This window comes from Streptomyces antioxidans (genome assembly GCF_000968685.2).
Lineage (GTDB): Bacteria > Actinomycetota > Actinomycetes > Streptomycetales > Streptomycetaceae > Streptomyces > Streptomyces antioxidans.
The window spans coordinates 63,765-90,030 of record NZ_LAKD02000027.1 but is presented as its reverse complement, the minus strand read 5'-3'; the positions used below and the strand labels follow the sequence as shown (position 1 = coordinate 90,030).

The window sequence follows — 26,266 nt, the reverse complement described above, 5'->3', positions numbered from 1 at the left end:
ATGGAACCCGACCCCCGCCCCTCCCTCGCGGTGTGGAAGTTCGCCTCGTGCGACGGCTGCCAGCTGACCCTGCTCGACTGCGAGGACGAACTGCTCCCGCTCACCGACCGGGTGCGCATCACCCACTTCCTGGAGATGTCCAGCGCGGAGGACTCCCGGGAGCCCGCCACCCTCGCGGGGACCGGACCGTACGACCTCTCCCTGGTGGAAGGGTCCATCACCACCGTCGAGGACGTCCGGCGCATCCACCACATCCGTCGGATCTCCCGCCGCCTGGTCACCATCGGCGCCTGCGCCACCGCGGGCGGCATTCAGGCCCTGCGCAACTTCGCGGACGTCGAGGAGTTCCGGGCCGCGGTCTACGCCAGTCCGGAGTACATCGCGACCCTGGACACCTCCACCCCCATCTCGGCGCAGGTACCGGTCGACTTCGAACTGCGCGGCTGTCCGATCGACCGCGGCCAGCTACTGGAAGTGCTCACGGCCTTTCTGGCCGGGCGAAAGCCGAACATCTCCAGCCACAGCGTCTGCTTCGAGTGCAAGCGGCGCGGCACGACCTGCATCACCGTCGCCCAGGGTGTCCCGTGCCTGGGGCCGGTCACCCACGCCGGGTGCGGTGCCCTCTGTCCCGCCTACGGGCGCGGGTGCTACGGCTGCTTCGGGCCGATGGCCACCCCCAACCTGGAGGCCATGGTGCGCGAGCTGCGCCACGACGGCATGACCGAGCGGGACATCGTGCGCGTCTTCCGCACCTTCAACGCGGCCTCGCCCGAATACGGCCCCGTACCCGGACTCGCGGCCCAGGAGGCCCCGGGGACCCCAGCGGAAGAAGGGCCCCGATGAGCCACCGCGGATCCCGTGTGCTGCGTCTGGACGCACTCGCCCGGGTGGAGGGGGAGGCGGCCCTCCAACTGGCCGTGCGCGACGGGACGGTCGCCGAGGCGCGACTGCGGGTCTACGAGCCGCCGCGCTTCTTCGAGGCCTTCCTCGTCGGCCGCGGCCATGGCGAGCCACCCGACATCACCTCACGGATCTGCGGAATCTGCCCGGTGGCCTACCAGATGACCGCATGCCAGGCCATCGAGCGGGCCTGCGGGGTGACGGTCGACGGACCGCTCGCGCGACTGCGGCGGCTGCTCTACTACGGCGAATGGATCGAGAGCCAGTCCCTCCACATCCATCTGCTGCACGCCCCCGACTTCCTCGGATGTCCCAGCGCCGTCGAACTCGCCCGTGAGCACCGCGCGGCCGTGGAACGCGGCCTGCGGATCAAACAGGCGGGCAACGCCATCATGGAACAGCTCGGCGGTCGCGCCATCCACCCGGTCAACGTCCGCGTCGGCGGCTTCTACCGCGTCCCCGCACCGGCCGAACTCGCCCCGCTGGCCGAGCGGTTGCGCCGGGCCCATGACGACGCGCTGGCGACCGTGCAATGGGTGGCCAGCTTCGACTTCCCCGACGCCACGTACGACGGCCCGTTCCTGGCGATGCGCGACCCCGGCCGGTACGCCATCGACTCCGGAACCCCGGCCGTCATGGCCGCGGGGGCGGGCTCGGACGCCGCCGCCCCCGTACGCGCTCTTCCGGTGGAGGAGTTCGAGCGCCATGTGGTGGAACGGCAGGTCCCGCACTCGACCGCCCTGGTGTCCGAGCTGGACGGCCACCACTATCTGACCGGCTCACTGGCCCGGTACGCGGTCAGCGGACGGTGGCTCCACCCCTCGGCCCTCGACGCCGCACGGGAGGCGGGGCTGGGCGATCCGGCCACCGGGAGGGTGTGCCGCAATCCGTTCCGGAGCATCATCGTGCGCGCCGTCGAGGTGGCCCACGCCGTGGCCGAGGCGCTGCGGATCATCGACGCCTACGAGCCGCCCGCCCGGCCGTACCTCGCCGTGCCACCGCGCCCGGCGACCGGCCGCGCGGCCACCGAGGCGCCGCGCGGGCTGCTCTACCACCGCTACGCCATGGACGCGGACGGCACCCTCACCCTCGCCCGTATCGTGCCGCCCACCGCGCAGAACCAGGCCGCCATCGAGTACGACCTGCGCCGTCAGGTGCAGTCCCGCCTGGACGGGCCGGGCGAACCGCCCGGTGACGAGGAGCTGACCTCGCTGTGCGAGCGGGCGGTGCGCAACCACGACCCGTGCATCTCCTGCTCCGCCCACTTCCTGGACCTGACGGTGGAGCGCGGATGACGGGCCGGGTGGTGGTCATCGGCGTGGGCAATCCGTACCGCCGGGACGACGGCGCGGGCCCGGCCGTCATCGAGGCCCTGCGCGCCGCCCCGCCGAAGGACGCGGTGCTGACCGACGGCGACGGCGAGCCCGGGAGGATGCTCGGCCTGTGGCGCCGTCAGGACGCCGTCATCGTGGTCGAAGTGGTGCACGCGCACCCCGGGCGGCCGGGGCGGCTGCACACCCTGACCGCGGAGCGGGCCGCGCGATGCGCCGCACCCTCCGCCAGCACCCACGCCCTCGGGCTCGGCGAGACCTTCGCCCTGGCCGCGGCGCTCGACCGGATGCCCAGGGAGCTGACGGTGCACGCGGTGGAGGGGGCGGACTTCGGCCTCGGCCACGGGCTCAGCACCGCCGTGGCCGACGCGCTCCCCGAGCTGATCCGCCGCGTGGCCGGGGCCATCGACGAGGCGCACGACCGGCTCCGGCACACGAGCGCGCTGGCCGACGACCGGGGATCGGAGGCGCCGTGTCCATGAAACAGCCCTCGGTGTCCGGCTCCGCCACGGCGGAGCCGGACACCGAACACTCGCAACGGCCGGTCCGCCGCCTGGTGGCGGTCGGTGGCGTGGTACAGGGCGTGGGCTTCCGGCCCTTCGTCCATGCCGTGGCCACCGAACTGGGCCTCTCCGGACAGGTGGCCAACGGACCGGCCGGGGCACGGATCGAGATCGAAGGCGCCCCCGACACGGTGGCCCTCTTCTGCCACCGGCTGACGGCGGACGCACCCCCACTGGCGGACATCGCCTCGGTGGCCGTCTCCGAGCTGCCGCCGACCGGCGGCACCGGGTTCGCGATCGCGCCGTCCACGGCGGGCCCCGGCCGCACCCTGGTCCCGCCCGACGCCGCCACCTGCGACGCCTGCCTGGCGGAGCTGGCGGATCCGGCCGACCGCCGCCACCGGCACCCGTTCCTCACCTGCACCGACTGCGGCCCGCGCTTCACCATCGCCGCCACTCTGCCCTACGACCGGGCCACCACCACGATGGCGGCGTTCCCGATGTGCCCGGACTGCGCGGCGGAGTACACGGACCCGTCCGACCGGCGGTTCCACGCCCAGCCCGTCGCCTGCTGGGCCTGTGGGCCACGGCTGAGACTCACCGGCCCCGCACGGCGGGAGGGCGGGGCCGCGCTGGCCGAGGCCCGGCGGATGCTCGCGGCCGGGGCGATCGTGGCGGTCAAGGGCATCGGCGGCTACCACCTGGTCTGCGACGCCGCCGCCCCGAGGACCGTGGGCGAACTGCGGCGCCGCAAGGCCCGTGGCGACAAGCCGTTCGCCGTCATGACCCCCGACGCCGACACCGCCGCCCGGCTCGGCCACCTCGGCCCGGCGGAGCGCCGCGTCCTCACCGGGCGGTCCCGCCCCATCGTGCTGCTGCGCCGCCGGTCCCCGACCCCGCTCGCGCCACAGGTGTGCCCGGGGAGCCCGGACATCGGGGTGCTGCTGCCCTACACCCCGCTGCACCAACTCCTGTTCGGCCTTCCTGACGATCCGCCCGGCCCCGGCATTCTGGTGGTGACCAGCGGAAACCTCTCCGGTGAGCCGCTGGTGACCGACGACGGGGAGGCGCGGCGACGTCTGGACGGGCTGGCCGATGCCCGGCTCTGGCATGACCGGCCCATCGCGGTGGCCTGTGATGATTCGGTGGTCCGGGTCCGCGCGGACGGTTCGCCCCTGCCGGTCCGCCGCTCGCGCGGCTTCGCCCCGTCGCGCGTCCGCCTTCCCGTGGCCGTCCGTCCGGTCCTCGCTGTCGGCGGGGACCTGAAGAACACCCTGTGCCTGGCGGAGGGCGACGGGGCTTGGCTGTCCGCCCACATCGGGGACATGGACAGCCTGCCCGCCCAGCACGCCTTCGAGCGTGCCGAGAGCCATCTGCGGGCACTCACCCGCGTCGAGCCGGTCCGCATCGCCGCCGATCGCCACCCCGGCTACCGGTCCGCGCGATGGGCACGGCGTGACGGCCGGCCGCTGACCCTGGTCCAGCACCACCACGCCCATATCGCGTCCGCGATGGCGGAGCACGGGCTGGACGAACCGGTGCTCGGCGTCGCCTTCGACGGCACCGGCCACGGCGACGACGGCGCCGTATGGGGCGGCGAGGTGCTGCTGGCCGACTACGCGGGCTACCGCCGCATGGCGCATCTGGCGTATGTGCCCCTGCCCGGCGGCGACGCGGCGGTGCGCCGTCCCTATCGGATGGCGCTGGCCCATCTGCGCGCGGCCGGCCTCGCCTGGTCGCCCGACCTGCCGTGCGCCGCCGTCTGCCCGCACGACGAACTCCGGCTGCTGGAGGCCCAGTTGGCACGCGGCGTCGCCTGTGTGCCGACGTCCAGCGTCGGGCGGCTGTTCGACGCCGTGTCCTCGCTGGTGGGTGTCTGCCACCGGGCGGGGTACGAGGCCCAGGCCGCCGTGGAGCTGGAGGCCGCCGCCGTGACCGCCGACGGGGTGCGGGACGGCTACCCGTTCGCGCTCGAGGATCCCGCACCGCTGCTGGCGGCGATCGTGGCCGATCTCCGTGCGGACACGGCGGTGCCGCTGATCGCCGCCCGCTTCCACCGGGCGGTCGCCGGTGCGGTCCGCACGGCCTGCCGGAAGGCACATCGGAGCACGGGCGTGCGGACGGTTCTCCTCACCGGCGGATTGTTCGCCAACGCCCTCCTGGACGCGATGTGTACCGAGGGCCTTGCCGAGGACGGATTCACCGTACTCGGGCACACGGTGGTGCCGCCCGGCGACGGCGGTCTGGCCCTGGGACAGGCGGTCGTCGCCGCCCGTATCGCCGACACCTGAGGAACCGAGGAGGAGCACATGTGCCTGGCCGTACCCGGCCGCGTGGTCGGCATCGAGGAACGGGACGGTACGCCGATGGCGCGGGTCGACTTCGGCGGGGTGGTCAAGGACGTCTGCCTCGCCTATCTCCCGGAGATCGGGGTCGGTGAGTACGCGATCGTCCACGTCGGCTTCGCCATCCAGCGGCTCGACGAGGAGTCAGCCCTGGCCACCCTCCGGCTCTTTGAGCGGATCGGGGCGCTGGACGAGGAGTTCGGCGATTCCTGGGTCCGTGCGGCGGCCGAGGCGGACGGGGCGCCCGGGGAGGAGAACCGGTGAAATACCTCGACGAGTTCCAGGACCCCGCCCTGGCGCGGCGACTCCTGGACGACATCACCCGGACGGTCACCCGGCCATGGGCCCTGATGGAGGTCTGCGGCGGTCAGACCCACTCGATCATCCGGCACGGCATCGACCAACTGCTGCCCGGGCACATCGAGTTGATCCATGGGCCGGGCTGTCCGGTCTGTGTCACTCCGCTGGAGGTCATCGACAAGGCGCTGGAGATCGCCTCCCGCCCGGGCGTGGTCTTCTGCTCGTTCGGCGACATGCTGCGGGTGCCGGGCAGCGACCGTGACCTGTTCCGGGTCAAGGGCGACGGCGCGGACGTCCGCGTCGTCTACTCACCCATGGACGCCCTGCGCATCGCCCAGCAGGCGCCGGAAAGGGAGGTGGTGTTCTTCGGTGTCGGCTTCGAGACCACCGCGCCCGCCATCGCCATGGCGGCCCGCCAGGCCAAACGGCTCGGGGTGCGGAACTTCAGCCTGCTGGTCTCCCATGTCCGGGTGCCACCGGCCATCGAGGCGATCATGCGGTCGCCGGACTGCCGTGTCCAGGCCTTCCTCGCCGCGGGACACGTGTGCAGCGTGATGGGCACCCTCGAGTACCCCGCCCTCGCCGACACCCACAAGGTGCCCATCGTGGTCACCGGATTCGAGCCGCTGGACATCCTGGAGGGCATCCGCCGGGCGGTCCGCCAACTCGAACGGGGCGAACACCGCGTCGAGAACGCCTATCCGCGCGCCGTGCGCCCACAGGGCAACCCGGTCGCCCTCGGCGTGCTGGGAGAGGTGTTCACCACCACCGACCGCGCATGGCGCGGCATCGGCACCATCGCGGACAGCGGCTGGCGGCTGGCGGACGCCTACCGCGACCACGACGCCGAGCACCGGTTCGAGGTCACCGGCCCGGCCACCGAGGAGCCCACGGTGTGCCGCGCCGGAGAAGTGCTCCAGGGGCTGATCAAACCCCATGAGTGCGCGGCCTTCGGCACCGCTTGCACTCCGCGCACACCGCTCGGCGCGACCATGGTCTCCAGCGAGGGCGCGTGCGCCGCCTACTACCTGTACCGGCGTCTGGCCACGCCCCGCACGGAGGAGACGGCTTCCATTGACTGACATCACCGCCGACACCACCGGCTGGTCCTGCCCGGTGCCGCTGCGCGACCACCCGGTGGTGGTGATGGGCCACGGCGGCGGAGGAGCGCTCTCGGCGGAGCTCACCCGGCACCTCTTCCTCCCGGCCTACGGCGGCGAGACGCTGGGAGGGCTCACCGACTCGGCCGCCGTCACGCTCGGCGGTGCCCGGCTGGCCTTCTCCACCGACTCCCATGTGGTCCGCCCGCTGTTCTTCCCCGGCGGGAGCATCGGAGACCTGGCGGTCAACGGCACCGTCAACGACCTGGCCATGAGCGGCGCCGTTCCCGCGCACCTGTCCTGCGCGTTCATCCTGGAGGAGGGCACGGAGCTGAGCACCGTCGGGCGGGTCGCCCAGGCGCTCGGGGCGGCCGCCCGCGCAGCGGACGTCACCGTGGTCACCGGCGACACCAAGGTGGTGGACTCCGGCCACGGGGACGGTGTGTATGTGAACACGGCGGGGATCGGGCTGATCCCCGAAGGGGTGGACATCCGTCCGCAGCGAGCGCGCCCCGGTGATGTGGTGATCGTCAGCGGACCGATCGGGCAGCACGGCATCGCCATCCTCAGCGTCCGCGAAGGGCTGACGTTCGGCACCGAAGTGGTCAGCGACACCGCGCCCCTGGCCGGACTCGTCCGGGCGATGCTCGCCGTCACCCCCGACCTCCACGTCCTGCGCGACCCCACGAGAGGCGGTCTGGCCACCGCTCTCCACGAGATCGCCACGGCCTCCGGCACCGGTGTCGCCCTGGACGAGGCGGCGGTGCCCGTCCCGGAGGCGGTCGCCACCGCCTGTGCCCTCCTCGGCCTGGACCCGATGTACGTGGCCAATGAGGGCCGTCTGGTGGCCTTCGTGCCCGGGGAACACGCGGAGGCGGTCCTGGACGCGATGCGTGGCCATCCGCTCGGGCGTGAGACGGCCGTGATCGGCGCGTGCGTGGCCGAACACCCCGGCATGGTCGTGGCCCGTACCGGACTTGGCGGGACCCGGATCGTGGATCTGCCGCTGGGTGAGCAGCTTCCCCGGATCTGCTGAGCGGCGCGGTCCTCGGGTGGCCGGAGGACACCCGAGGACCGGACACTGGAAGGGGAAGAGCCCCCGGAACGCAGCGCGGAGGGAGGAACTCCGGTGTCCGAGACTTTCCACGTCGTGAGCGATGTGATGACCCGGACGGTGGTCGCCGTCGGGCGTGACGCGCCGTTCAAGGAGCTGGTGCAGACGCTGGGCCAGTGGCGGGTGAGCGCCATGCCGGTGCTGGAGGGCGAGGGGCGTGTCATCGGCGTCGTCTCCGAGGCGGATCTGCTGCCCAAGGAGGAGTTCAGGGACAGCGACCCGGACCGCTTCCAGCAGCTGCGGCGCCTTCCCGACCTCGCCAAGGCGGGGGCGCTGACGGCGGAGGAGCTGATGAGCTCCCCGGCGGTGACCGTGCATCCGGACGCCACGCTGGCCGAGGCGGCCCGGATCATGGCCGTCAGAGGGGTCAAGCGGCTTCCCGTGGTCGACGCCGAGGGCAAGCTGCAGGGAATCGTCAGCCGGGGCGATCTGCTGAAGGTCTTCCTCCGCCCGGACCAGGACATCGAGGAAGAGGTCCAGCGCACGGTGGCGTCCTATCTCCTCCCGGGCGCCAGCGTCCATGTCCGGGTGCGGGAGGGGACCGTCACCCTCACCGGACAGCTCCGCGACACCTCGCTGATCCCGGTGGCCGCGCGCCTTGCCCGGGCCGTGGAGGGAGTCGTGGACGTGGAATGCCACTTCCGGGGCGTCGGGCCGGAGGAGGCGGAGCGCACTCCGTGAGGACGATTCCGCCAAGGTGGCGCGGCCGGGTCAGGGCTCGATGTCCAGTACGTCCTGGACCGGCCGCCTGGGGGTCTGGGTGCCCCGGGGGCCGTACCCCAGCCGCAGCACCATCTGCACATAGGCCATGCCCGACGTGGGATCGCGCAGCGGCCAGCGCAGATCGTGCCATTCGAGGGCCTGGGTGACGAACGAGGCGGACAGCCCCGCCAGGGTGGCGCTCAGCAGCACCCGCTCCACCGCCTGGCCGGTGTGCAGCCAGTCCACCGGACGGTCGCGGGAAGTGCTCAGCAGCACCAGGTGGGGGGCGGTCTCGAAGTCGGCGGTCGGACGGCCCGGGACGGTCTTGCCGCCCGCGAAGTCACGCACGGGAGCCTTGCCGATCCGGCGGCGAGGCCCGAAGGCGTACTCCGGAACACCTTCGGTGGCCGATCGCGCGTCGTCCTCGCCTCGGGTGTAGCGGGCCAGGTCCGCGGCGGCACCGGCGTCGGTGAGGTTGCGGGCCTCGGCCTCCAGCGCTAGGTCCACGACGTGCTGGAGATGCCACCCGGAGACGAAGGACAGCGACACGTCTTCCCGGTGTGCGGCGTCGACGAGGGCGGTCCGTACGGACGCGGGGATCTCCCTCTCGGTGAAGGGGTACCGGCTGGTGTGGCGGCTGCGTACGGCCGGGTACAGGGCGGCCGGATCAGCCTCGTCACCGAGCGGGCGGGTCAGGGTCACCGACGCCAGCAGCATCGGGTCGCCGGGGTCGGGCAGCGGCCGGGTCTGCGCCTCCCAGCCCTCGTGCGCCACCGCGACCCGCAGGTTCATCAGGGCGGCGCCACAGCCGATGTGCAGGGCCCGGAGCTCGGGGTCGGCGTGGGGCAGGGCACCCCGGAGATCGGCCCGCAGATGGAAGACACGCCTCCGCCGGAAGTACTGGAAGCGCCACGGCTGGGCGTTGTGCATCGACGGCGCGGCCGTGGCGTCCTCCACCAGCGCCGTGACCACCGCTTCGGAGAGCGAACGAGCACCGTGGTGTGCCGCGGTGGTGGTGCGGTGGCCCGTGCCGGTCCCCTCCCCTTGCCGTTCCGGTTCGTCTTGCCGTTCCGGTTCGTTCCCGATGGGGTGAATGTGTGCGTCCGGGCCGGGGAACACAAGGGTGACCTGGTCGGTGTCCGACCACCTCACCTCGTAGGGAGGTGTCCCGTCGTCATGGTGGAGTCCGACGATCTCACCGTCCCGTTTGGTGGCACCGGTGGTGGGGCTCTCGACGATCAGTTGGTCGCCGACATGGGCACGCATCAGCATCCCGCCTCTCTGTCTCACTTCCACTGTGTCACCGCAGGTGAGCGGTGTCCTGGGGACGGAGAGCCCCGGACCGGGGGGTCGGATGGCCCCGCTGTGGGCCGAGTGGCCGTCCCCCCCCCCACGATCGGCGGGACACGGCCAACCAATGACGGGACGAGGCCATTCAACGACGGGGCGGGGCCATCCTTGGAGATCACCATGAGTCATCCCATCACCGCGGGGGTGGACGGGTCCCCCGAGAGTCTGGCCGCCGCGCACTGGGCGGCGCGGGAGGCGCGGTGTCGCCGTGCTCCGCTGCGGCTGATCCACGCCTGGATGTTGCCGCCGCAGACAGCTCGTACCGCTCAGTCACCCGAGATGCGCAGACTCTGGGCGCAGGAGGCCCTGGAGGACACCAAGGCGCGTCTGCTGGCCGACTGTCCGGGGATGTCCATCGCCACCGAACTGGTCGCCGAGACGCCCGTCGAGGCCCTGGTGGCCCGGGGCGCGGGCTCGGAGATGCTGGTGCTCGGCTCACATGGGCGCGGTGCTGTGGGGGGCTTTCTGCTCGGGTCCGTCGGCCTCCATGTACTCGCGCTGTCCAAGAGCCCCGTCGTGCTGGTGCGGAGGAACGGGGGCGCGCGGACCGGGACCGGCCCCCGCGATGTCGTCGTCGGCATCCAGGATCCGCCGGAGTCGGCCGCGCCGATCGAGTTCGCCTTCGCCACCGCCGCGGCACACGGAACGGGAGTGTGCGCCGTACGGGCCTGGGCGCCGGTGCCCGTGTTCGCTCACGGCCCGCGGTCGCGGCGGCTTCTCGACGAGACGCAGGGCACCGGACCCGGACGGGAGCGCCAGCGGCTGGCGGAAGCCGTTGAACTGTGGCGGGAGAAGTATGCCGACGTCCCGGTGACCGAGCGGGTCGAACGTGGCCACGCCACCGAGGTTCTGCTGGGGGCGGCCGCGGAGGCCGAGTTGACGGTGGTCGGCCGCCCCATTCACCGGCCCCCCGCGGGCCCGCGCCTCGGCCACGTCGCCCACGCACTCCTCCACCACGCCGCGTGCCCCGTCGCCGTCGTGCCCCACGCCCCCTGACGCCACGGGCCGCAGCAGACATGCGCTCACACCTGCTGCGGCACGATCACGACCGGGCAGGCGGAGTGGTGGAGCACGGTGTGGCTGACCCGGCCGAGCTGCAGTCCGGTGTGATCACGGCGCCGGAGGGCACCGACGACCAGCAGATCGGCTTGGACCGAGACGTCCACCAGGACCCGGTGCGCCGCTCCTTCGATGACCTCACGGTGGACCGTGACGTCGTCGTGCTCGTGCGCGGCCGGGTCCAGCACTTCGCTGAGGACGGCCGCCGCCTGCTCCTCGTAGATCAGGCCGCTGGCATCACCCTCCAGCGGCGACTGGCCCGCATGGGGGTGCGCGGGGCGTCGCCAGGAGCGTACGGCGTGCAGTGCGGCGTCCCGCGCCCGCGCCTCACGGAAGGCGAACCGTACGGCCGCCGATCCCTCCACCAGGTCGCCGACCGCGAGGACCACGCGCCGGAGGGCGCCCGCGCGGTTCTCCTCCCCGCCCCGGACCACGGCCACCGGGGAGACGGCACGCGCCGCCACCGCCAGGCTGACCGACCCCAGAAGCGTCCCCGCGATCGCTCCTCTGCCACGGGAGCCAGTGACCACGGCGAACGCCTCATGGCTCTGCTCCAGCAGCGCCATCACGGTGTCCTCGGCCAGGACCTCGGCGGACACCTTCACGTCGGGGTTGCGCGACGTGGCACGTTCCGCGCAGGCCGCGACGATGTTCTCGGCCGCTACGGCCCCGGTCGGACGGTCGGTGCCGAACGAGGGCAGGCGCCCCTCGTACCGCTCCCATCGGGAAGCGCTGACCAGGTGCAAGGGCAGTTCATGGCGTGCCGCCTCGTCCACGGCCCAGTCCAGGGCCTGCAGGCTGGACTCCGATCCATCGACACCCACGACCAGCGGGAGCGCCATCATCCCCACCGCCTTTCCTGCGGTCGACTCATCCGCCGCGAGTACCCCGTGGCCACGTGCACACCGCCCCGCTTCCCCGCTCGGACCGATCAGTTCTGACGGCGGAACCGGCCGGTTCCGGTCCGCGTCGCCCGGTCCCGCGGGCGCCGGATGCGATCCGGGAACATCGGCCACACGATGAAGGCATGCCGACCCCCCGCCCCGCCGAGCGCTTCGCCGCGGGTCTGTCGCGGGAGGAGGCGGCGCGGCGGCTGGAGGAGTACGGGGCCAACGTCGTCGCGCGGGAGCGGCGCACTCCGGTGTGGCGCCGGGTGCTGCAGCAGTTGCGCGACCCGCTGATCGTGGTCCTGCTCGTGGCCGCCGTGCTGACCCTGACCACGGGAGACCTCCCCGACGCCGCGGTGATCCTGCTCGTCATCACGGTGAACACCGTGGTCGGTGTCGTCCAGGAGGTACGCGCGGAACGGGCCGTGACCGCCCTGACGGCCCTCAGCGCGCCCACCGCCCGGGTGGTGCGCGACGGCGGGGAGCGTTCCGTACCGGCAGCCGATGTGGTGCCGGGAGACCTGGTGCTGCTGGGCGAGGGGGACATCGTGCCCGCCGACGGTGAGGTCATCGACGCGGCCCTGCTCCTGGTCGACGAGTCGGCGCTGACGGGTGAGTCCGTACCGGTGGAGAAGACGGCCGGGGCGAACCGGCCGCCGCCCGAGGGCCCGGCGGACACGGTGTCGGGGGACACGGCCCCGGAGGAGACGGCCCCGGAGGAGACGGCCCCGGAGGAGACGGCGTCGGCGGAGACGGTGTCGGCGGGCACGGTGGTCGTCCGCGGCCGTGGACGGGTCCGGATCACCGGCACGGGACCGGACAGCGCGCTCGGCCGGATCGCCGCCCTGATGGGAACCACGCCCGGACTGACCCCGCTGCAGCGCCGGCTGGCCCGGTTCGGCAGGGTGCTGGCGGCCGTCACCGTCGCCCTGTGCGCGGTGGTGCTCGCCCTGGGGCTGGTCCGCGGACAGCCGGTCGAGCTGATGGTCGTGGCCGCGATCAGCCTCGCGGTCGCGGCCGTACCCGAGTCCCTGCCCGCCGTGGTCACCCTCGCCCTGGCCCTGGGGGCACGGCGGATGGCGGAGCGGCACGCCATCGTCCGGCGGCTGCCCGCGGTGGAGACCCTGGGCTCGGTCACGGTGTTCGCCACCGACAAGACAGGCACCCTGACCGAGGGCCGGATGGCCGCGGAGCGGCTGTGGACACCCCGGGGCGAGGCCACCGTCAGCGGCACCGGCTACGCCCCCGAAGGCAGCGTCGCACGCGATGGCCACCAGGTGACCGTGCACGACGCCCCGGACCTGGCCGCGCTGCTGCGCGCCTCGATGCTGTGCAACGACGCCGCGCTGGAGCCCCCTTCGGACGGTGACGGACGGTGGCGTGCGATGGGCGACCCCACCGAGGCGGCCCTGCTCGCGGCGGGGGCCAGACTCGGCCTGGACCCGGCCGCGCTGGAACGCGAGCTGCCACGGACCGACGAGATCCCCTTCGACAGCGCGCGCAAGCGCATGACGACGGTGCACCGCGCGCCCGGCGGCGGACTGCGGGTCGTGTGCAAGGGAGCCCCCGAGGTCATGCTCCGGCCGCCGGTCCTCACCGACCCCCCGGACACCCGGACCCGGGCCGCCGCCCGGGCCGAGGCCCTGGCCCGCGAGGGATACCGTGTCCTCGCCGTCGCCTCGGCCGACCACGACGGGGCACCGCCCCGGAGTCTTGAGAGCTGGGAGTCGGGGCTTTCGCTGCTCGGCCTGGTCGGCATCCTCGACCCGCCCCGCGACTCCTCCCGGGCCACCATCACGGCGTGCGAACAAGCCGGTATCACCCCGGTCCTCATCACCGGCGACCACCCCCTCACCGCACGGGCGGTGGCCGCGCGAGCGGGCATCGTGGCCCGGGAGGACGAGGTCACCACGGGGATGCGGATCCGGCGGGGCACCGCAGGCCCACTGACCGCCTCGCGCATCTACGCCCGGACCACACCCGACCAGAAACTGGACATCGTCCAGGCGTGGCGCGCCTCGGGGCAGGTGGTGGCGATGACCGGCGACGGCGTCAACGACGGTCCCGCGCTGCGCCGCGCGGACATCGGCGTGGCCATGGGACAGCGCGGCACCGAAGTGGCACGCCAGGCGGCCGACCTGGTGCTCGCCGACGACAACCTGGGCACCGTCGTCGCCGCCGTCGAGGAGGGCCGCCGTGTCTACGCCAATGTGCGCCGGTTCCTGCTCTACGCGCTCGCCGGGGGAACGGCGGAGATCCTGGTCATGCTCATCGGCCCGTTCCTCGGCATGCCCCTGCCCCTGCTCCCCGCCCAGATCCTGTGGATCAACCTGCTCACCCACGGCCTCCCGGGTGTGGCGATGGGAGCCGAACCCGTGGAGCCGGGGGTGATGCGCCACCCGCCGCGCCCGCCCGAGGAGAGCGTCCTGGGCGCCGGACTCTGGCCGCGGCTCCTGGTCATGGGGGTCTTCGTCGCCGCTGTCACGCTGGCCGCCGGAGTCTGGGCGCGGGAGGCGGGACGCCCTTGGCAGTCCATGATGTTCCTGATCCTGGGCGCCACCCAGCTCGGCGTCGCGCTGGGCTCCCGGGCCCGCCCGGGCAGCCTCGCCAATCCGTTCCTGCTGCTCGCCGTGGGCACCGCCCTGGCCCTGCAGGTGGCGGGCGTCTACCTCCCGCCCCTGCGCGCCCTGCTGGGCACGGAGCCACTGCCCCTCGTCGACCTCGCGATCGCCGGTGTGCTCTCCGGCCTGGGGCATGTCGTCATGCGCGTACAGAGACGGCTCTTCCCGGCGCGCCCGCCCGGCACCCGCTCAAGGCCCGGCCCGGCTCCCGGCTGAACCGGCCCGGGCGGGCCCGAGACCGGCCGCTCAGGCGCTCCGCAGCGTCGCGGTGGCGATCTCCAGGAAGTCGCGCACCAGTTGCTTCTCGCGCCGGTCCGCGGCGACGGCCAGACAGGTCTCGGCCCCCGGGATGTCCGTGACGGGGAGGTGGACGAGGTCGGGGCGGGAGTAGGAGCGCGCGGCGCTGAGGGAGATGAGCGCGATACCGTGCCCGGCGGCGATGAGCTCGAACTTCTCCTCGATGGAAGACATCGGCCGGTTCGTCGCGTCGAGCATCGTCTCGCCGTCGAGGTCGGCGGTGGTGAGCTCGTCGCGGTGCGCCAGCGGATGCGTCGAGGGCATGCAGGCGACCCTGGGCTCGTGGCCGATGGGAATGGTGCGCAGCCCCGAGGCGTCGAAGGGCTGTCGCAGATACGCGACCTGGGCCCGGCCGTCCCTGAGCGGCGCGTCCGCCTGCCACCAGTGGGCCGGGACGACGTCCGTCTCGACGTCCGGGTGGCCCGATGTGAAGGCACGGATCGCCGCCGACACATGCAGCCCGGGGGAGAAGGCGACCACGAGGCGCTGGGCGCCCCGTTCGGCGTCGTGCACCCGCCGTACCGCCGCGGCGACGGTCCCGAGGATCCGCTGCGCCTCCTCGTGGAGCTGCTTCCCGGCGGCGGTCAGCTCCACGCTGCGGGTGGTCCGTATGAGCAGGGCGCACTCCAACTCCTGCTCGAACGCCTTTATTTGGCGGCTGAGGACCGGCTGGGCGATGAAAAGCCGCTCCGCGGCCCGGCCGAAGTGCCGGTGCTCGGCCACCGCGGCGAAGTAGCGGAGCTTGCGCAGATCGAGATCCATGCCCTCAAGGTATCAATCGCCGGGATAGGTATTGGACGCCACGGTCGCACGGGCCGAGACTCACAACATGATCGTTATCACCGCTCCCACCGGCCAGATCGGCGGCCGGGTCCTGGGAATCCTGCTTGACGAGGCCCCCGAGCGCGGCGAAGAGCTGCGCGTCATCGTGCGCGACCCGGGGAAACTCCCCGACGCCGTCCGCGCCCGCGTCGACGTCGTCACCGGTTCGCACGGCGACGCCGAGGTCGTCGACCGGGCCTTCGCGGGCGCGGACGCCGTCTTCTGGCTGGTCCCGCCCCACCCGCAGGCGCCGAGTCTGGACGCCGCCTACTCCGGGTTCACCCGCGCCGCCGCGAAGGCGTTCACGGCCCACGGGGTCGGACACGTCGTCGGCGTCTCGGCGCTCGGCCGCGGCACTCCCGCCGCCGGCCGAGCCGGGCATGTGACGGCGTCGCTGGCCATGGACGACCTCATCGCGGGCACGGGCGTGGCCTACCGGGCGCTCGCCTGCGGCTCCTTCATGGAGAACCTGCTGCGGCAGGTGGCCTCGATCCGCGACGACGGCGTGTTCACCGACACCGCCACCGCCGACCGCACGGCGCCGATGGCCGCCACCGGGGACATCGCCGCGGCCGCCGCCGGTCTGCTGCTCGACCGCTCGTGGACCGGGACGGGCGAGGTCCCGGTGCTGGGCCCCGAAGACCTTTCCGCGAACGACATGGCGCGCATCATGTCCGAGGTCTTCGGCCGCCCGATCCGCTACCAGCGGCAGTCGCTTGAGGACGTCCGCGCCGCACTCACCGGGCGCGGCATGGGGAACGCGCTCGTGGAGGGCTATCTCGACATGATGCGCGCCAAGGACGACGGCATCGACGAGGGCGTGCGGCGCACCCCCGAGACCACCAGTCCGACCACCTTCCGCCAGTGGTGCGAAGAGGTCCTGAAGCCGGCGGTCCAGGCGTGAGCGCCCCCAGGACCGCTCTCATCATCGGCGCCTCCCGTGCCCTCGGACTCGGCCTCGCCACCGAGTACGCGCACCGCGGCTGGAACGTCATCGGCACCGTCCGGGGCGAGCGGCGCACCGGCCTCCACGACCTGGCCGAGGCGTCCGGGGGCCGGGTCACGGTCGAGTCGGTGGACATGACGGAGCCGGACGAGGTCGCCGCGCTGCGCAAGCGGCTGGCGGGCCGCTCGCTCGACCTGCTGTTCGTCAACGCCGCCATCACCCGGGGCAACATTCCGGTCGGCGACGTTCCGACGGAGATGTTCACCGAGGTCATGGTCACGAACGCGCTCAGCCCGATGCGCGTGATCGAGTCGCTGCGCGAACTGGTCGCCCCGACCGGGACCATCGGCGTCATGTCCTCGCGCCAGGGCAGCCTCAGCCTCAACACCAAGGGCGGCCAGGACGTCTACCGCGCCAGCAAATCCGCCCTGAACCAGCTGATGCGCAGCTACGCCGCCCGGTACGCCGATGCCGCGCACACGCTGCTGCTCATGTGCCCCGGCCACGTCCGTACCGAACTCGGCGGACCGGACGCACCGCTGAGCATCGACCAGTCCATCCCGGGCGTGGTGGACACGATCGACCGCCACAGTGGCGAACCGGGCCTGAAGTTCCTCAACCACCAGGACCAGCCGGTGCCCTGGTAGACCCGGCAGTCCTGGTGGCGGCCGTTCGGCCCGGGTGCGGTGGTGGCACCCGGGCCCTTCCCTCAGCCGCCCCGCATCCGTTCGTACAGGGCGGGGTCGTGGGCGCAGATGACCGTCAGGTCGGGTTCCGCGCGCCGGTGCAGCTCGCCGAGGCGGGCGTGGTTGTCGCGGACGCGTTTCCGGTCGTACGCGACAGCCGCTTCCATGACGCGGAGGGCCATGGGCACGGGGGCGCTGCCGCCGAGGGTGCCCGGGTGGTAGAAGGCGTCGCCCGCGTGCAGGATCCAGTGGCTGCCGGTGTCGACCGCGACGCAGGCGTGGCCACGGGTGTGGCCCGGGAGGGAGACCAGGACGACGCCGGGCGCGACGGAGTCGAGCTCCTTGGCGGCGGCGAACCCGCGCCACGCCTCGCCGTCCGGGCTGTGTTCGACGACGCTCGGGCCGTGGGCCCACTGCGCGGGGCGGAAGCGGAGGCGTTCGCGCCAGGAGGGTGCGTGGAGCGCGCCGTGTGCCTCGGCCGCGGTGACGTGGACGGTGGCGTGCGGAAAGTCGGCGAGGCCGCCGATGTGGTCGGCGTCGAAGTGGGTGAGGACGATGTGGCGGACGTCATCGCGGTGGAAGCCGAGCCGTTCGACCTGGCGGGCGGCGGTTTCTTCGGGGTCCAGGGCCGGTTTGATGTAGTGGCGGACCGGGCCCACGCGGCGGCCGTGGGTGGCGATGTCCATGAAGCCGAAGCCGGAGTCGACGAGCACGAGGCCCTGTGCGTCCGTCTCCAGCAGGAGGACGTGGCAGACCAGCCGCGGTCCGCCGCGCAGGTGCATGGTGCCGCAGTTGAGGTGGTGGACCTTCACGTCAGGTCCGCCTCCGGCGTGTTGACGAGGTCGGGGTGCGGGGTGCCACCGGCCACCTTGAGGAGTCCGCGCAGACAGCGGACGGCCAGTGGCCAGTTGCGCGGGTTGCGCAGGTTCAGGCCGCCGATCAGCTGTTTCAGCAGGGTGAGGCTGTCGAAGTAGATCCGCTCGCAGAGGAGGTTCTCAGCCCCGTCCGCGTCGTCGCCGAAGATGAAGTACGCGGTCATGCGGACACGGAAGCGGTTTCCGGTGGGCGGGATCGCGCCCAGCGGGCCGAGGTGGGTGCCCAGCAGCCAGAATTCGACGATCACGGCGTCGCCGCTGTGCCGCAGGGCGATGATCTCGTGGTCCTGGTCGGGGAAGGCGCGGCGGCTGTCGCGGTAGTAGCCGCGCACGGCCGCCTCGCCGTCGTGGACCGTCATCGTGGGGATCAGTTCGTAGCGCGGATGCGGGAAGGTGGCCAGGACGTCGTCCCACTCCTGGCGGACCTCGTCGTGGAAGTGGTCCAGGACCAGCTTCTGGCGGGACGCGAGGATGTCGTCGCTGATCACGGCGGTCATATGTGGGTCACTGCCTTGTGGGTGAAGGTGGGGCCGGTGCCGGGGCTGGTCCAGGCGGCGGTGAGCTCGCTGGAGGGGAAGAACTGCGGGAAGCGGGGGTCGGCCTGGGCGCGGTCGACGAGCGTCTTCTCGATGATGAGCGAGTTGTACTGCTCGGCGGTGGTCTCGATGGTGTTGGCGTTCAGCACGACCTCCTGCTGCCAGGCGCGGGCCCAGCGGGCGATGCCGGGCATCCGGGAGTGCTCGGGGGCCAGGCACTCGGCGGCGATGGCGTTCTCGCTGGACGCCCAGACGCCGGTGGAGGTGTTCAGCAGGAGGGTCTGGTTGCCCAGCACATGGCCGGGGGTGGAGATGACGGCGACACCGGGGCCGAGGAGCAGCGAGCCGTCGACGGCGAGAAAGGCCTCGGGCCGCACCTCCCGATAGGCGTCGGGCTGGTACCAGGGTCGCTGCAGCGGGTGGAGCTCGGACATGGCCAGCAGCTCGTGCCGCTGGACGATCACCTTGGCGCGGGGGAACACCGGCTCCACCGGACCGTCGCCGAGGTCCGGCTGGGGTGTGCTGGTGCCGATCCACCGGCGCAGGTCCTGGGTGTGGAGATGGTCGAAGAGGAGGTAGTCCACGTCCTCGGGCGCGATGCCGAGCCGGGCCAGATGCCCCAGGACGGTGCCGTGTTCGGTGACCATCAGGGATCGCACCGGACCGGGTGTGCGGCGGACCAGTGCGGCGAAGTACGGGGTGTTGCGGCCGAGTTGGACATCGCTCGGCTCGAACAGGAGTACCCGCCGCCGCCCGTCGCTCTCGGTCCAGCGGATCACGAGCATGCGGTTGGTGATGGCGAGGAACGGGGCGATGGCCCGGGAGGCGCGGAAGAGGCCGAATCGCGTTGGATAGGGCAGGGTCACCAGGTCGCAGGTGGTGACGGTGTCCGGGGTGCCGGTCGCCGCGAACTCGGTACGCAGCTCCTTCGCCCGCGCACGGGCCCAGCCGAGCTGTGCGCCGTAGCCGCCGGGTACGTCCGCGAGGCCGCCGAGGGTGGTGATCGGGGTGCCGAGCGTGGGCATGTCGAGGACATCGGTGTCGTGCCAGGCGAGCTTCATCGATCGGGTCCTTCTCTGGTCGGCCGGGCGGGCTCGGCGGCTCGGCGCAGGTTTCCATGAACTCGGCGAACTCGGTCAACTCCGCTATCGCTCAACCCGACACTTGCACTGCAAGTCTTGTGCGCCGGAACGCTAGACTTGCGGCGCAAGTGATGTCAAGGGAAGGTGACGCATGGCGGCGCGAGGAACCGGCCGTGGCAGGCGGGTCGGACTGACCCGCGAAAAGGTGATCGCGGCAGCGGTGACGATGATCGACCGCGATGGCCCCGACGCCTTCTCCCTGCGCAGACTGGCCACGGAGCTCGGCATCGAGAACATGTCGCTCTACAACCACGTACCGAACAAGGAGGCCCTTCTCGACGGCGTCGCCGAAGCGCTGCTGGCCGGTATCGCCTTTCCCGAGGAGGAGGGCGGCACGTGGCAGAAGCGGATCCGGGCGCACGCCGCCGCCTTCCGCGCCGCCGCCAAGCAGCATCCGAAGGCCTTCCCGCTGGTGCTGACCCGGCCCACGCAGTCGCCCGCCGCCCTGGAGGCCATGCGCTCCACGCTGGCCTGTTTGGACGAACTCCGCCTCGCCCCCGAGGAGATGGTCCACGTCCTGCGCGGCTACACCGCCTTCATGGTCGGCTCGATCATGCGCGAACTGGGGTACGCGATCTATCTGGGCGCCATGGACAGTGATCAGGTCCAGCAGCGCACCGAAGCCATCGCGGCCTCCGGCGACCCGATTCTGACCGCGACCGCGCCCTATCTGGCCGACAGCGATCATGACGCGGAGTTCGCGTACGGACTGGAGCTGATGATCTCCGGCCTGGCCGCCAAGGTCGGCGTTCCCTATGAGGCCCAGGGGCGGCCACGGCCGCGCGTATCAACTTGATGTGATGTGTCACGAGTGGGTATCCGTCTTGCGGTGGGGCGCCCACCTGGGGATGTGTGGCGGCACGGCTCGCCTAGAGTGCCGGGCATGCCTCATTCAAAGATCTTTAAGAACCTGGTTCAGCACTCACGGTCCACCACCACGCCGTCCACCACGCCGTCCCGGCGAACGAGGAAGACCCTGATAGCGGCCGTCGGCATCGGCATGGCCTTCGCGTTGAGCGGATGCAACGAGGACACCGGTACCGGCACGGACAAGGACACCGGCGCCGCGGAGTCGAAGGCGCCTTCCGCGGGGTCGTCCCAGTCCTCCGCCCCGGCAAGCCCCTCGGACGATCAGCCGCTGTTCACGGGGTGGCAGACGCAGAGCTCGCAGAAGCACCACTTCCGTTACGACGTGCCCGGCAAGGCCGAGAAGTGGAAGACCCTCGACAAGGAGACGGCCCTCTCCTACACGGACAAGAACGGCCAGCCCATCGTCGTCATGACCGCGGCGGGCAACTACCGTGAGGGCGGCTGCGCGTCGAGCCCCAACCCCAAGGCCGTCGGTGAGGCGGGGAAGGGACAGCTCGCCACCGTCGGCACCACGGGCGGCGGCAAGGACGGCACGCTCCAGGAGAACGCCCGCAACTGGGCGGGCAACTGGGGCTTCGCCGCGTACGGCGGTCCCGACCACAAGCCCAAGATCAAGGTCAGTGAGCCCAAGCCGTGGAAGCACGGGGGAATCGAGGGCTACACCGCGACCGCCCAGGTCACCGTCACCAACCGCCCGAGCTCCTGCGTTCCGCCGAAGGCCGTCGTGCACAGCATCGCGCAGAAGCTCCCCGACGGGACGATGCACGGCTGGGTGATCTACGCGGACCAGGGAGTTCCGAAGGCGCTGACGGACACTCAGATCACGAAGGTCATGAGTACCGTCCGGTCCACCGGCAGCTGACAAACGGCCGGCTGCCGGGCAGGGCGCACGCCGCCGGGCCACGCAGCCGTACGGGGGCCGCCGGGCGTTCGGGTGCCGGACCCGGAAACGGGTCCGGCCGCGCCTGGGGCGACGGGGATCAGCGGCGCGGGGGATTGCGGCGCGGGGCGAGGGTGGCATGCGGCAGGGCGGGCGCGGGAAGGCGTTCCCCCGATCCTCCCTCGACGCTGCCGAAGCGGTCGGACGAGGCCTCCCAGTCCTCCCGGGCCCGGACGATGTCCTCGTGGCCGCGTCCGATGAAGTTCCACCACATGACGATCTCCTCCTCGAACGGAGCGCCGCCGAGAAGGATCGTCCGCGTCGGCGCGTCCGACTCGTTCACCAGCGTCAGAGCGTCGACGCCGGGGTGGACATAGCCCAGGTCGGCCGGGCGCAGCAGGGTGTCCGCCATGCGGACCTCCCCGCCGTCCACGAGAAGGCCGTGCTCGAAGCCCGGGTCCACGGCGAGGGTGATCGCCGCCCGCGGTTCCAGGGTGACCTGGGCGCCGAGCAGTGGAGTGAACGTGCGCACCGGGGAGAGGTCTCCGGCGAGCGAACCCAGGAAGACCCTGATCTCGGCCCCGTCGATCCGCACGGGTTCGGGTGCGTAGTGCTGGAAGTCCCGCCCGGTGTTCCGGTGCGCCTCGGGCAGCGCCACCCAGAGCTGGGCACCGTGGAGGACGGTGGTGTCCGCGGTGGAGACCTCCGAGTGACTGATGCCGTACCCGCCCGTCATGAGGTTGAGCTCACCGGGCCGGACGACGGCGTGGCTGCCGAGGCTGTCGCGGTGTTCGATCTCCCCGCTGAACAGCCAGCTCACCGTCTGCAGACCGGTGTGCGGATGCGGGGGAACGTCCATGCCACCGGTCGCCGCGACATCGTCCGGACCGTAGTGATCGGCGAAGCACCAGGCTCCGATCAGCGTTCTCGTTCGCTGTGGCAGCGTCCGCCGTACGGACATCGCCCGCGGCCCGCCCAGGGGCACCTCCCGTGCGGCGAGCACTTCGGCTTCCACGTCGCTCACCGAGCCACCTCCCACGCGGTCCAGCTCCAGACTTTCTAGTTCTAGATTCAACTATCATGCCATGGGTGCGGAGCGGAGCCCATCACGGGTACGGAGGCGCGGGGCCGTGAGCGGCCCCGGAAACCTAGAGCACCTGGGACACCTAGGGCACCTCCGGTCCGCGGTACTCGCTCATCGCGTCGATGAGCCAGCGCGCCAGATAGTCGGCGAACGAGGACCGCGGGAGGAGCCGGTACGTCGGTGCGTCGTCGAGCTGCCAGAGCAGCGCCGGGACGGGGCCCACCGTGGTCGACAGCGCCCGGCCGGGGCCGAAGGCCCGGGGGTGGAGGTCCAGTCGGCAGCCCTTCTCCAGCACCTGGCGGGCGGCCGGGCCGCTCAGCTCAAGCGTGGTGCGGTTCGCCGAGACGTCCACGACCGAGCCCGGGTCTCCCGCGAGTGCCTGCCGCAACTCGGCGGTGTCGATGGGCGGTTCGGACAGCACCAGCCATTCGTCGGGGCCCAGCCAGACCGCCGTGTGGGGGCCGGACGCGGTGGTGTGGCCGCACTCCCGCGGGAGCGGCGCCCCCAGGGTCTTCGCCACGCGGTCGGCCGCTTCCGAAGCGGGGTCCAGGCGCAGGTTCACCATGGTGAGGAACGGCCGTTCGGCCAGCGTGACGCCGCGGGCGCCGGTGACGGCGGCCGTGCGCATCCGGTCCGCCAGATGTGCCAGGGGGCTGGTGCGCAGCGCCACCGGGCTCGTGTCGGTCGGCTCAGCCATCTCGCTTGGTCCCTTCGGGGTCGTAGAGCACGGGTTCGGTGACCTGGACGGGGACGAGGTCATCGCCGACCGGGGCGAGGAGCGTGTCCCCGACGCGGTCCCGGCCGGCGGCGACCAGGGCGAGGGCGAACGGACGGCCCAGCGCCTGGCTGTGGTAGCTGGAGGTCACATGGCCCAGCATCGGAACCGGCCCGGCCCCGGGGGTGACGGGCACGTCCGGCGCGATGAGCTGGGCGCCCTCCGGCAGCCGGGTGCTGCGATCGCTCGGCACCAGGCCGACCAGGTGCTTCCGGTCGGTGCGCGAGGTGTCGGGGCGGGAGTACGAGCGCTTGCCGATGAAGTCCTTCTGCTTGGAGACCACCCAGGACATCCCCGCGTCCTGCGGGGTGACGGTGCCGTCGGTGTCCTGGCCGACGATGATGTAGCCCTTCTCGGCCCGCAGGACGTGCATGGTCTCGGTGCCGTACGGAGTGATGTCGTACGGTCGCCCCACCGCGTACACCTCCTCCCAGACCGCCAGGCCGTACCACGCCGCGACGTTGATCTCGTAGGCCAGTTCGCCGGAGAAGGAGATCCGGCAGATGCGGGCCGGGACACCGGAGGCCAGGGTGGTCTCGCGGAGGGCCATGAAGGGGAACGCCTCGTTCGACAGGTCGACGTCGGGGGCGAGATGGGCGACGACCTCGCGCGACTGCGGGCCGACCACGGCGATCGTCGCCCACTGCTCGGTCACCGAGGTGCAGTGGACGTCGAGCTCGGGCCATTCGGTCTGCAGCCACTCCTCCAGCCAGTCCAGGACCCCGGCGGCGCCGCCGGTCGTGGTGGTCATGAAGTAGCGGTTCTCCTCGAGGCGCAGCGTCACGCCGTCGTCGAAGATCATGCCGTCCGGCTTGCACATCACTCCGTAGCGGGCCATGCCTGGCCTCAGCTTCTTGAAGCCGTTGGTGTAGACGCGGCCCAGGAACTCCCCGGCGTCCCTGCCCCAGATCTCGATCTTGCCGAGGGTGGAGGCGTCCATGAAGGCCACCCCCTCGCGGGCGGCGCGGCACTCGCGGGCCACGGCCGTGTCCATGTCCTCACCCGGCCGGGGGTAGTACCACGGGCGCTTCCACTGCCCGACGTCCTCGAACACCGCCCCCTGGGCGACATGCCAGTGGTGGATGGAGGTCATACGCTCAGGGTCGAACAGCTCACCGCGCTCCCGCCCGGCGAGCGCGGCGAAGGCCACCGGCGCGTACGGCGCCCGGTAGGCCGTGGTGCCGATCTCCCCGGGGGACGCGCCCGCGCCAAGGACCTCGGCGATCACACCGATCGCGTTGACGCCGGAGGTCTTGCCCTGGTCGTTGGCGGTGCCGAGCGAGGTGTAGCGCTTGACGTGCTCGACACCGCGCATGCCCGAGCCGGTGGACCGCCGGACGTCGGCGACGGTGACATCGCGCTGCAGGTCGACGAAGTGGGTGTCCCAGTCGCCGGGCTCGCCGCCGGGGGCGGGCACCAGCCACAGCACGCGCGTCGGACCGGTTGCGGACCGCGCCTCGTCCGGCGGCGGCAGGGGGACCGGGAACCCGGCGTCCGTCGCCGCCCGCGCCCCGGCCAGTGCCCCCTCGGCCAGACAGCCGTCGAGGTCGTACGTCCCCCGTGCCGCACCCACGACCCACTGGTCCCGTACGGACCCGTCGGGCACGAACGCCACCAGGTCCGCGTCCCAGCGCAGCCTGCCCTGGCGCTGGCTGTGCAGGTGCACCACCGGGCTCCAGCCGCCCGAGACGGCGAGCAGATCGCAGCCGAACGACTCCTGCGCACCGGTGAGTTGACCCTCCGCGTCCAGGGGCTGGACGGTGACGCCGGTGAGCCGCCCGCCGCCCGCGGTACCGACCACCGCACTGCCCGTCAGCACCCGCACCCCGGTCGCCGTGGCGACCTCGGCGGCCCGGCGGGACAGCTCGGGACGGGCGTCCACCACGGCGGCGATGTCGATCCCGGCGGCGTGGAGATCGGCGACCGTGTCGTAGGCGCTGTCGTTGGTCGTGCTCACCACGGCCCGCGAGCCGGGAGCCACGGCGTACCGGTTGAGGTACGAGCGCACGGCACCGGCGAGCATCACCCCGGGCCGGTCGTTCCCCGCGAAGACCAGCGGACGCTCGTGGGCGCCGGTCGCCAGGACCACCTGGCGGGCCCGGATGTGCCACAGCCGCTGCCGCGAGACGCCCTCGGAGGGACCGGGCGCGTCGGCCCCGAGATGGTCGGTGCGCCGCTGCACGGCCAGCACATAGTTGTCGTCGTACGCGCCGAACGCGGTGGTGCGGGGCAGGACGACGGCCTCCGGGGCGGCGTCGAGCGCCGCGCGGACCTCGGCGACCCACCCCAGGGCGCTCTGCGCGCCGACCCTCTCGGCGTGCCCGGAGAGCAGCGAACCGCCTGGTTCGGGCTGGTCGTCGAGGAGGATCACCCGGGCGCCCGAGCCCGCGGCAGCGGCGGCCGCCGCGAGCCCGGCCGGTCCGGCGCCGATGACCAGGACGTCGGTGTGGACGTACTTCTTGTCGTAGACGGCGGGGTCGGGGGTGGGGTCGAGCCGCCCCATCCCCGAAAGCGCCGTGGCGGACAGGCCGTCGTACAGCTCCACCGCCGTCGCCGGGAGCATGCCCTCCGAGCAGGAACCGTCCAGCTGCACCAGGGCGTTGGGCTCCTCGACGCCCGCGGCGACGATGCCGCGCGGGCGCCCGCGGTAGATCGACGGGGCGACCTCGGCGACCCCGTTCGCCAGCATCGCCGAGGCCACGGTGTCTCCGGGGTGCCCGGTCAGCTCCCGCCCGTCGACGGTGAACCGCAGCACTGTGCCGCGCTCGATGCGGCCCCCGTGCCGGAGCCGGAAGTGCTGGCCGGGCTGGCGGGGCTGGTCGGTCATCGGTTTCCTCCGGCCTGGGGCAGTTCGGGGCGGGGCGCGTCCAGCCGGTAGGAGGCCAGCACCTCGTAGCTGACGGTGTCGCGCAGGACGTTGAACCAGCGGCGGCAGCCGGTGCTGTGCATCCACCGCTCGGCGAAGGGGCCCTTGGGGTTGTCCCGGTAGAAGACGTACGCGGCCCACTGCTCGTCGTCGAGGTCGGCGGGGCGCTCGGGGTAGGGGACATGGGCCTGTCCCCCGTAGTGGTACTCGGCCTCGTCGCGAGGACCGCACCATGGGCAGGTGATCAGCAGCACGGTGTCCTTCTCTCAGCGGGC

24 protein-coding genes are annotated in these 26,266 nt (G+C 72.5%); 14 read left to right on the top strand and 10 right to left on the bottom strand.

Going from position 1 to position 26,266, the window contains the following annotated elements:
* The 8 genes from VT50_RS10600 (at nucleotide 1) to VT50_RS10565 (ending at nucleotide 8,274) form a co-directional block, all read left to right on the top strand.
* On the top strand, nucleotides 1–843 hold the full coding sequence (locus VT50_RS10600) for an NADH-quinone oxidoreductase subunit B family protein (protein WP_046084057.1): 843 nt from the start codon (nucleotides 1–3) through the stop codon (nucleotides 841–843).
* Nucleotides 840–2,195, top strand: a complete 1,356-nt coding sequence (locus VT50_RS10595; RefSeq protein ID WP_046084056.1) for a Ni/Fe hydrogenase subunit alpha — start codon at nucleotides 840–842, stop codon at nucleotides 2,193–2,195. Before VT50_RS10600 ends, VT50_RS10595 begins: the two co-directional genes overlap by 4 nt.
* The gene (locus VT50_RS10590; RefSeq protein WP_046084055.1) at nucleotides 2,192–2,713 is read left to right on the top strand and encodes a hydrogenase maturation protease; all 522 of its coding nucleotides are present in this window, start codon (nucleotides 2,192–2,194) and stop codon (nucleotides 2,711–2,713) included. Before VT50_RS10595 ends, VT50_RS10590 begins: the two co-directional genes overlap by 4 nt.
* Nucleotides 2,710–5,025, top strand: coding sequence for a carbamoyltransferase HypF (gene hypF, locus VT50_RS10585; RefSeq protein ID WP_078840524.1), 2,316 nt, complete (start codon nucleotides 2,710–2,712; stop codon nucleotides 5,023–5,025). Before VT50_RS10590 ends, hypF begins: the two co-directional genes overlap by 4 nt.
* Before the next feature lie 18 nt (nucleotides 5,026–5,043).
* The gene (locus tag VT50_RS10580) at nucleotides 5,044–5,343 is read left to right on the top strand and encodes a HypC/HybG/HupF family hydrogenase formation chaperone (protein ID WP_046084053.1); all 300 of its coding nucleotides are present in this window, start codon (nucleotides 5,044–5,046) and stop codon (nucleotides 5,341–5,343) included.
* Entirely contained in the window at nucleotides 5,340–6,461 is a 1,122-nt protein-coding gene (gene hypD / locus VT50_RS10575; protein WP_046084052.1) for a hydrogenase formation protein HypD, read from the top strand. The genes VT50_RS10580 and hypD overlap by 4 nt, the downstream gene beginning before the upstream one ends.
* A 64-nt stretch (nucleotides 6,462–6,525) precedes the next feature.
* Nucleotides 6,526–7,515: a hydrogenase expression/formation protein HypE gene (hypE, locus tag VT50_RS10570; protein WP_078840537.1), complete on the top strand. Its 990-nt coding sequence runs from the start codon at nucleotides 6,526–6,528 to the stop codon at nucleotides 7,513–7,515.
* A gap of 126 nt (nucleotides 7,516–7,641) precedes the next feature.
* Nucleotides 7,642–8,274, top strand: a complete 633-nt coding sequence (locus tag VT50_RS10565) for a CBS domain-containing protein (protein WP_078840536.1) — start codon at nucleotides 7,642–7,644, stop codon at nucleotides 8,272–8,274.
* A gap of 30 nt (nucleotides 8,275–8,304) precedes the next feature.
* Here VT50_RS10565 and VT50_RS10560 read toward each other — a convergent pair whose 3' ends face one another.
* Nucleotides 8,305–9,585, bottom strand: a complete 1,281-nt coding sequence (locus tag VT50_RS10560) for an Acg family FMN-binding oxidoreductase (RefSeq protein WP_338058318.1) — start codon at nucleotides 9,583–9,585, stop codon at nucleotides 8,305–8,307.
* Between the two features lie 180 nt (nucleotides 9,586–9,765).
* Between VT50_RS10560 and VT50_RS10555 the strand changes: the two genes are divergently transcribed.
* Nucleotides 9,766–10,641, top strand: coding sequence for a universal stress protein (locus VT50_RS10555; RefSeq protein WP_046084175.1), 876 nt, complete (start codon nucleotides 9,766–9,768; stop codon nucleotides 10,639–10,641).
* Nucleotides 10,642–10,667: 26 nt separating this feature from the next.
* Here the strand turns inward: VT50_RS10555 and VT50_RS10550 are convergent, their stop codons facing one another.
* Nucleotides 10,668–11,546, bottom strand: coding sequence for a universal stress protein (locus VT50_RS10550; protein WP_046084174.1), 879 nt, complete (start codon nucleotides 11,544–11,546; stop codon nucleotides 10,668–10,670).
* 185 nt (nucleotides 11,547–11,731) lie between these two features.
* On the opposite strand from VT50_RS10550, the gene VT50_RS10545 reads away from it, so the two are divergent.
* Entirely contained in the window at nucleotides 11,732–14,428 is a 2,697-nt protein-coding gene (locus VT50_RS10545) for a cation-translocating P-type ATPase (RefSeq protein ID WP_046084049.1), read from the top strand.
* 30 nt (nucleotides 14,429–14,458) lie between these two features.
* On the opposite strand, the gene VT50_RS10540 is transcribed toward VT50_RS10545, so the two are convergent.
* Entirely contained in the window at nucleotides 14,459–15,271 is an 813-nt protein-coding gene (locus VT50_RS10540; protein ID WP_046084048.1) for a LysR family transcriptional regulator, read from the bottom strand.
* 67 nt (nucleotides 15,272–15,338) lie between these two features.
* Between VT50_RS10540 and VT50_RS10535 the strand changes: the two genes are divergently transcribed.
* Together VT50_RS10535 and VT50_RS10530 are read left to right on the top strand one after the other, a co-directional pair.
* Entirely contained in the window at nucleotides 15,339–16,235 is an 897-nt protein-coding gene (locus VT50_RS10535; RefSeq protein ID WP_046084173.1) for an NAD(P)H-binding protein, read from the top strand.
* Entirely contained in the window at nucleotides 16,232–16,924 is a 693-nt protein-coding gene (locus VT50_RS10530; RefSeq protein ID WP_046084047.1) for an SDR family NAD(P)-dependent oxidoreductase, read from the top strand. The genes VT50_RS10535 and VT50_RS10530 overlap by 4 nt, the downstream gene beginning before the upstream one ends.
* A 62-nt stretch (nucleotides 16,925–16,986) precedes the next feature.
* Here the strand turns inward: VT50_RS10530 and VT50_RS10525 are convergent, their stop codons facing one another.
* The 3 genes from VT50_RS10525 to VT50_RS10515 are packed head-to-tail and all read right to left on the bottom strand — an operon-like array spanning nucleotide 16,987 to nucleotide 19,435.
* Nucleotides 16,987–17,775 (bottom strand): MBL fold metallo-hydrolase, encoded by a 789-nt coding sequence (locus tag VT50_RS10525; protein WP_046084046.1) that lies wholly within the window; start codon nucleotides 17,773–17,775, stop codon nucleotides 16,987–16,989.
* Nucleotides 17,772–18,335 (bottom strand): ester cyclase, encoded by a 564-nt coding sequence (locus VT50_RS10520; protein ID WP_046084045.1) that lies wholly within the window; start codon nucleotides 18,333–18,335, stop codon nucleotides 17,772–17,774. The genes VT50_RS10525 and VT50_RS10520 overlap by 4 nt, the downstream gene beginning before the upstream one ends.
* Nucleotides 18,332–19,435 carry an MBL fold metallo-hydrolase gene (locus tag VT50_RS10515; protein WP_053048397.1) on the bottom strand — a complete coding sequence of 368 codons (1,104 nt, stop codon included), beginning with the start codon at nucleotides 19,433–19,435 and terminating at the stop codon, nucleotides 18,332–18,334. The genes VT50_RS10520 and VT50_RS10515 overlap by 4 nt, the downstream gene beginning before the upstream one ends.
* Nucleotides 19,436–19,607: 172 nt before the next feature.
* Between VT50_RS10515 and VT50_RS10510 the strand changes: the two genes are divergently transcribed.
* Both VT50_RS10510 and VT50_RS10505 read left to right on the top strand, forming a co-directional pair.
* On the top strand, nucleotides 19,608–20,312 hold the full coding sequence (locus VT50_RS10510) for a TetR/AcrR family transcriptional regulator C-terminal domain-containing protein (protein ID WP_053048396.1): 705 nt from the start codon (nucleotides 19,608–19,610) through the stop codon (nucleotides 20,310–20,312).
* Between the two features lie 87 nt (nucleotides 20,313–20,399).
* Entirely contained in the window at nucleotides 20,400–21,248 is an 849-nt protein-coding gene (locus tag VT50_RS10505; RefSeq protein ID WP_240529116.1) for a DUF8017 domain-containing protein, read from the top strand.
* Nucleotides 21,249–21,366: 118 nt separating this feature from the next.
* On the opposite strand, the gene VT50_RS10500 is transcribed toward VT50_RS10505, so the two are convergent.
* The 4 genes from VT50_RS10500 to VT50_RS10485 form a co-directional block, all read right to left on the bottom strand.
* On the bottom strand, nucleotides 21,367–22,290 hold the full coding sequence (locus VT50_RS10500) for a pirin family protein (protein ID WP_240529115.1): 924 nt from the start codon (nucleotides 22,288–22,290) through the stop codon (nucleotides 21,367–21,369).
* A gap of 142 nt (nucleotides 22,291–22,432) precedes the next feature.
* Nucleotides 22,433–23,047, bottom strand: a complete 615-nt coding sequence (locus VT50_RS10495; RefSeq protein WP_046084043.1) for a sarcosine oxidase subunit gamma — start codon at nucleotides 23,045–23,047, stop codon at nucleotides 22,433–22,435.
* Entirely contained in the window at nucleotides 23,040–25,952 is a 2,913-nt protein-coding gene (locus VT50_RS10490; protein ID WP_046084042.1) for a sarcosine oxidase subunit alpha family protein, read from the bottom strand. Before VT50_RS10490 ends, VT50_RS10495 begins: the two co-directional genes overlap by 8 nt.
* The gene (locus VT50_RS10485; RefSeq protein ID WP_046084041.1) at nucleotides 25,949–26,245 is read right to left on the bottom strand and encodes a sarcosine oxidase subunit delta; all 297 of its coding nucleotides are present in this window, start codon (nucleotides 26,243–26,245) and stop codon (nucleotides 25,949–25,951) included. Before VT50_RS10485 ends, VT50_RS10490 begins: the two co-directional genes overlap by 4 nt.
* Between the last annotated feature and the right edge of the window lie 21 nt (nucleotides 26,246–26,266).